Origin of the sequence: Polaribacter batillariae, from assembly GCF_017498485.1 — a bacterium.
GTDB lineage: Bacteria > Bacteroidota > Bacteroidia > Flavobacteriales > Flavobacteriaceae > Polaribacter > Polaribacter batillariae.
Genome location: NZ_CP071795.1, coordinates 3,883,754 through 3,890,129 on the forward strand (window position 1 = coordinate 3,883,754; position 6,376 = coordinate 3,890,129).

The 6,376-nt window shown below is 29.6% G+C and carries 8 protein-coding genes; 5 read left to right on the forward strand and 3 right to left on the reverse strand.

The features are described 5' to 3' along the window. Positions 1–4: 4 nt before the first annotated feature. Together cls and JL193_RS16985 are read right to left on the reverse strand one after the other, a co-directional pair. A complete protein-coding gene (gene cls, locus JL193_RS16980) occupies positions 5–1,432 on the reverse strand; it encodes a cardiolipin synthase (protein ID WP_207971888.1) in 1,428 nt (475 codons plus the stop codon). 10 nt (positions 1,433–1,442) lie between these two features. Next, positions 1,443–1,934 (reverse strand): GNAT family N-acetyltransferase, encoded by a 492-nt coding sequence (locus JL193_RS16985; RefSeq protein ID WP_207971889.1) that lies wholly within the window; start codon positions 1,932–1,934, stop codon positions 1,443–1,445. Positions 1,935–1,985: 51 nt separating this feature from the next. Here JL193_RS16985 and JL193_RS16990 point away from each other — a divergent pair, with 51 nt between their 5' ends. The 5 genes from JL193_RS16990 to JL193_RS17010 all read left to right on the forward strand — a co-directional run bounded on the left by JL193_RS16990 (position 1,986) and on the right by JL193_RS17010 (position 5,735). Further along, complete coding sequence (locus tag JL193_RS16990; protein ID WP_207971890.1) at positions 1,986–2,450, forward strand: LEA type 2 family protein; 465 nt, start codon at positions 1,986–1,988, stop codon at positions 2,448–2,450. Between the two features lie 37 nt (positions 2,451–2,487). Beyond that, positions 2,488–3,567: a bifunctional diaminohydroxyphosphoribosylaminopyrimidine deaminase/5-amino-6-(5-phosphoribosylamino)uracil reductase RibD gene (gene ribD / locus JL193_RS16995; RefSeq protein ID WP_207971891.1), complete on the forward strand. Its 1,080-nt coding sequence runs from the start codon at positions 2,488–2,490 to the stop codon at positions 3,565–3,567. Next, on the forward strand, positions 3,560–4,171 hold the full coding sequence (locus JL193_RS17000) for an HAD family hydrolase (protein WP_207971892.1): 612 nt from the start codon (positions 3,560–3,562) through the stop codon (positions 4,169–4,171). Before ribD ends, JL193_RS17000 begins: the two co-directional genes overlap by 8 nt. 118 nt (positions 4,172–4,289) lie before the next feature. After that, entirely contained in the window at positions 4,290–5,027 is a 738-nt protein-coding gene (locus JL193_RS17005; RefSeq protein ID WP_437440081.1) for an EamA/RhaT family transporter, read from the forward strand. A 99-nt stretch (positions 5,028–5,126) separates the two neighbouring features. Next, positions 5,127–5,735, forward strand: a complete 609-nt coding sequence (locus JL193_RS17010) for an IMPACT family protein (RefSeq protein ID WP_207971893.1) — start codon at positions 5,127–5,129, stop codon at positions 5,733–5,735. Between the two features lie 71 nt (positions 5,736–5,806). On the opposite strand, the gene JL193_RS17015 is transcribed toward JL193_RS17010, so the two are convergent. Continuing rightward, positions 5,807–6,205, reverse strand: coding sequence for an acyl-CoA thioesterase (locus JL193_RS17015; protein WP_207971894.1), 399 nt, complete (start codon positions 6,203–6,205; stop codon positions 5,807–5,809). Positions 6,206–6,376: the final 171 nt, after the last annotated feature.

The window sequence follows — 6,376 nt, forward strand, 5'->3', positions numbered from 1 at the left end:
AATTCTATAATAAAGGACTAAAAAAACGACACAAACGTTCTAACGTTTTTTGAGTTTTAGAGCGGTTTAAAAAAGTTTCTAAATCGATTTTATTGGCTAAATCTTTGCGCATCTTAAATTCTTCTCGTATTTCTGCGGTTACATCTTTATCAAAAATGATGGCATTTAATTCGTAGTTGTGCTCGAAACTTCGACAATCGAAATTTGTAGAGCCTACAGAAGCAATTTCATCATCAATAAAAATAACTTTACTATGCGAAAAATCGTCTCTTAAGTAAATGTTTACACCAGCTTTCATTAAATCTTCAAAATAAGAAAACATACTGTATGTTGCCGTTTTAGAATCGCCTTTTTTGGGTAATAATAAAGTAACTTCAACACCACTTAAGGCAGCGATTTTAAAAGCTTCTAAAATTGAAAATGTAGGAATAAAATAGGGGTTCATTACACAAATACTTTTTTCTGCTAAGTTGATAAAACTAAGATATTGTTGCATTACTACAGATTGGTCGTAATCTGGGCCGCTAGAAACAATTTGCACTTTTGTATTTGATTTTAAAGGGCAAGATGCTGTATATTTCTCTTGCTCACTTAAATCTTCTTCGGTTGCATAAAAGTAATCTTTTATAAAAGATTTGTGCAAACTACAAACGGCATCTCCTTCAATTTTTATATGTGCATCTTCCCAAATGCCCAAAGGTGTATTTTCTGTAATGTATTGGTCAGAAATATTTACACCTCCAGTAAACCCAATATTGTTATCGATTACTGCTATTTTTCGATGATTTCTAAAGTTTAAAGTAAACAAAAAAGTTCCGAATTTTAAAGCCATTTCTGGGTAAATATAACAGCCAGCATCTTTTAATTCTTTTTTTACACTTTTACTTAAAGAATAACTTCCAATAGCATCGTATAAAATTCTTACTTCGACATTTTCTTTTCTTTTTTGAAGTAACAATTCTTTAATTTCTGAAAATATTTTTCCGTTTTCTATAATGTAATATTGTAAATGAATAAAGTGTTTTGCGTTTTTTATCGCTTCGGAAAGTGCTTTAAAAGTTTCTTTTCCATTTTTTAAAACGGTTACTTTATTTTTTGTTTTTAGGGGAATGTTGGTGTTGTTATAGACTAAAGAAGATATTTTTTTTGCTTTTATAGAGTCTAAAACTTCTAAATGTTTCTCTTTTTTATCTTCGAAAGATTTTTTTATGTAATTCTTGCGTTTTTTGGTTTCTTTTAGTTCAAAAAACTTTAGTTTTCTTCTGTTAATTCCAAAAAGGGTAAACGCAAAAACGCCTAAAAAGGGAAAAAAGAAAGTAATTAAAATCCAACTTAAAGATTTAGAAGGTTTTACGCCAAAATATAAAATATTGTAAAATGCCCAACTAAATAAAAGGAAATGAACACAAAAAAGAACATAATAAATAGTCATATTTTTTTCTTTAAATTTTCTTAATCATCCATACATTACAAGAATAATGGCCTGTATTTCCCATTGGTTTTTCTAGATTTACAAAACCATTTTTTTTATAAAGTTTGGTAGCAGCTTTCATATATGGCATGGTTTCTAAATAACAATTTTTAAAACCTTTTTCTTGGGCTTTTTGCAAGCATTTGGCAATTAATTTGCTTCCTAAGCCTATGCCTCTTGCAATCGGTAAAAAATACATTTTTTGAAGCTCGCAAATGTTTTTTTCGCCATTGTTTAATTGTGCAATGCCTGCACCACCCACAACTTTATTTTGGTGTTCTACGACAAAATAGGCACTTTTTTCTTTTTGAAAATTCTCGAACATAGCATCAGTGGCTTTATCTTCGTAAGCAGTACCCGTTTTAGGAGCTCCCATTTCTACAATTACGCTTCTAATAACACTGGCAAGTTGCAAGTTGTCTTCGGGTTTGATTTCTCTTATGATAAAATCTTTAATTGTCATTTATTACCTTATTTTTGCAAGAGCAAGTTACCTATTTTTTAGAATTTTAAGATGAAAAAACTACTATATTTTACAAGTTTAATTTTTTTATTTGTTGGGTGTTCAGTTCAAAAAGAGCCTGTTTTTATAAAAGTCGATCATGTAAAAATCTTTAGTTTTACCAGAGATACTATAAAACTAAAAGCAGATGCTTTTTTTGAAAATCCTAATGATGTAAGTGGAAAAATTACGACAAAAGATATTAAAGTTTTTGTAAACGAAGTAGAGGTTGCAGAGATTTTTTCAGAAGAATTTAAAGTACCTGCAAGAAACGAATTTTCAATTCCTTTAATTGCGCATATTCCTACAAAAAACCTTTTAAACACTCATAAAAAGGGTACTTTAGGTGGGTTGTTAAATTCTTTAATTTCTAACAAAATAAACGTAAAAATTAAAGGGAAATTAAAATATGTAGTTTTTGGTTTTACCAAAGAGTTTTTAGTTGATAAAACACAAGAAATAAAAATAAAACTTTAAACTAAATGTATTTCAGCTTCTTTTATTGAAACATAGAATGAATCACGAATTTTACATAAAACGTTGTTTGCAAATTGCCAAAAACGGAATTGGAACGTCGCGTCCAAACCCTTCTGTTGGTGCTGTTATTGTACATAAAAATAAAATTATTGGCGAAGGTTTTACTTCTGTTTATGGAAAAAATCACGCAGAAGTAAACGCAATTAATGCTGTTAAAAACCCCAAACTTTTAGAAAAAGCAACCATTTATGTAACTTTAGAACCCTGTTCGCACTTTGGAAAAACACCACCTTGCGCAGATTTAATTGTTAAAAAGAAACTTAAAAATGTGGTTATAGGTTGTTTAGATAGTAATAGTTTGGTTTCTGGAAAAGGAATTTTACGCTTGCAAAAAGCAGGAATTAATGTTATCGTTGGTGTTTTAGAAGAAGCGTGTAGAGAGCATCACAAACGATTTTTTACAGTTCAAGAAAAAAAACGCCCTTACCTTATTTTAAAATGGGCAGAAACAAAAGACGGTTTTGTTTATCCTAAACCTATTATAAGGCCTCAAGAACTTGTTTCAGAATCTATTAAAAACAACGCTCCAATTTGGATTTCCAACCAATATTCACAACAATTGGTGCATAAATTACGAAGTAAAGAGCATGCAATTTTGGTGGGTACAAACACAGTTTTGGCAGACAACCCCCAATTGAATGTTCGAAGCTGGTTTGGAGAAAATCCAGTTAGAGTTGTGTTAGACAGGAGTTTAAGAATTCCTAAAAATGCAAATATTTTAGACGGAAGCGTTAAAACTATTGTTATTTGTAATGTTGGAAGTTTAAGGCGTGAAGATAGAAGAGAAAATGTATGTTTCGAAGAAATTAATTTCTTTAAAAATATAGGCAAACAAATTTGCGATGTTTTGCAGAAACACAACATTCAATCTTTAATTGTAGAAGGTGGTACACAAACATTACAAACCTTTATAGACGAAAATTTATGGGACGAAGCCATGGTTTTTGTAGGAGATTGTAATTTTAAAAAAGGTGTAAAAGCACCAAGTTTAAAAACAAATAAAGTAAGTGAACAAAACATTAAAAAAGATGTTTTAAAAATATATAAGAATGATTAAAAACATCATCTTCGATTTTGGAGATATTTTTATCAATTTAGATAAAATGGCAACTTATAAAGCCATGGCAAAATTAGGCGTTACAGAGATTACTGAAGAAATGGTTGGGGTTTACCATCAATACGAAAAAGGGTTGATGTCCACAGAAGATTTTATCAAATTTTTTCACAATAGGTTTAACATTCCAAAAACCGATTTGATACATGCATGGAATGCAGTTTTACTCGATTTTCCAAAAGAAAGGTTATTATTTTTACAAAAACTAGCGGCTAGTAAAAAATACCGATTGTTTTTGTTAAGCAATACCAACGATTTGCACATAAAATGGGTGCAAAATAGTTTGGGAACGCAATTTTATAATGATTTTAAAAATGCTTTTGAACAATTTTATTTGTCGCACGAAATTAATTTTAGGAAACCAGATGCCAATATTTATAAATTTGTATTAAGTGAAAATTCGTTAAAAGCCGAAGAAACTTTGTTTGTAGATGATTTAGAAGAAAATACAAAATCGGCCAATTCATTAGGCATTCATACGTGGAATTTAGTGCCAAATGTCGATGATGTTACCGAACTTTTCAAGAAAAACAAGCGACTACTATAATGTATCTAATTCTTAGCATACTTTTTCTACAGGGCTATTTGTTATTTTTAAATATTTTGGCGTTTATAAAATAGATGTTTTAAAAGCAATATTTATCAATTATATAGTTGCTTTTACCATGGGTTTTTTGTTGGCAGAAAAGAAAATACCCATTACAAAAATTTATTTAGAACCCTGGTTTTTTGGGGCTTTGGTTTTAGGGGCTTTGTTTATCACTATTTTTTTTGTGATGGCCATCACTGCACAAAAAAACGGAGTTTCAGTAACTTCCATTGCAGGAAAAATGTCTGTGGTGGTTCCTGTGTTTTTCGGAATTATTTTATATAACGAATCTGTTACTTTTTTAAAAATACTAGGAATAATTATTGCTTTAGTGGCAGTGTATTTGTCATCTGTAAAAGAAGAAAAATCAAATAAAAAAGCAACTTTATTATTTCCCATTTTATTGTTTTTTGGTTCTGGTGCCATCGATACTTTGTTAAAATATGTGCAAACAAACCATGTAGCAAACGAAGATATTTCTATCTTTTCTGGAAGTTTGTTCGGAATTGCAGCATTCTTTGGGTTTTTAATTCTGGGAGTTAAAGCCATCAAAAAAAGAGAGTCTTTTGGTATTAAAAATATAATTGCAGGTATTGTTTTGGGAATTCCAAATTATTTTTCGATTGTATTTTTAATCAAAGCTTTGCAGAATAAAAATTTTGAAAGTTCTGTGTTGTTTACGATAAACAATGTAGGCATTGTAATTTTATCGACCTTAGTAGGTTTGTGGTTGTTTAACGAGAAATTTAGCGTAAAAAATAAAATTGGAGTTGCACTTGCCATTTTGGGAATTGTTTTGGTAACGGTTTCTTAATTCAAAATTCAAAATTCAAAGTTTCAGAGTTTCAAATTAAACAGATTAAACAACTCATTCCAATAAAACTTACAATTTTTAAGAATTCGTAAATTTAAAATGAAAGAAGACGCATACAAAACCATCGAAAAACCATCCGAAGAAACGCTTTTTAAAGAAAAGGGGAGTAAGTTTTTTGGGTATGCTTTTCCTGTTTTCTCTGAAGATGATGTAAAAGAATGTTTAGAAGAATTAAAGAAAAAACACCATGCTGCACGTCATTTTTGTTATGCATATCAAATAGGAATTGAAACGATTCAGTATAGAGCAAACGACGATGGTGAGCCCAATAACTCTGCAGGAATGCCAATTTACGGGCAAATTCAATCTTTTGAAGTTACCAATATTTTAATTGTTTCTGTACGTTATTTTGGCGGTACAAAATTAGGTGTTGGAGGCTTAATTACCGCCTATAAAACTTCTGCACAATTGGCTTTAGAAGCTTCAGAAATTGTAGAAAAAACAATTGATATTCGTTACATATTAAAATTCAATTACGATTTAATGAATCCTGTAATGAGAATCATCAAAGAGAAAAATATCGAAATTGTAAATCAGAAATTAGAAATGGATTGCGAGTACACAATTTCTGTAAGAAAAAATGATGCAGCAGCTATTTATACTATTTTTGATACTTTGTATAAAGTAGAAATTAAAGCGTTAGAGTAAGAACTTATACTCTTTGTTATTTTTGAATTTATTGTAAGAGAAAATGTTTTAGAATAAGTTTAAAAAAATATTTAAAATCCCAAACTTTCCAATAAATAATCTGGACATTTTGTAGGTTTCATAGTTTTAGAGTTCATAAAAGCCAAAACAGAATTTCCTGTGCAAACCATTTCATTATTTTGATTTTTAATTTCATAATCAAATTCAATTTTAACCATTGGCTTTTTTTTTAAGAAAGTCGTAATCGTTAAAACATCGTCGTATAATGCCGATTTTATAAAATTACATTTTAATGAAATTACAGGTAGCATTATTCCGCTGTTTTCCATATCTTTGTAAGTAACTCCAAGATTACGGAGCCATTCAGTTCGCCCTAATTCGAAAAATTGAGCATAATTACCGTGATAAACCACGCCCATTTGATCTGTTTCCGAATATCGAACTCTGGTTTTTGTTGATGAATTTTTCAATAGGTTTAGACAATTAAGTTTCGACCATTTTACGTAAAAAATAATTAATAATCAATAGCAATTTGATTTTTTTATACTGAAATTTATTCACACTTTTGTAGGGCTTAAAATAAAGAGGAATACCCTCCCCCAGAAAACCGAATATTAACTAAAAAATCTACTTTACTAAGA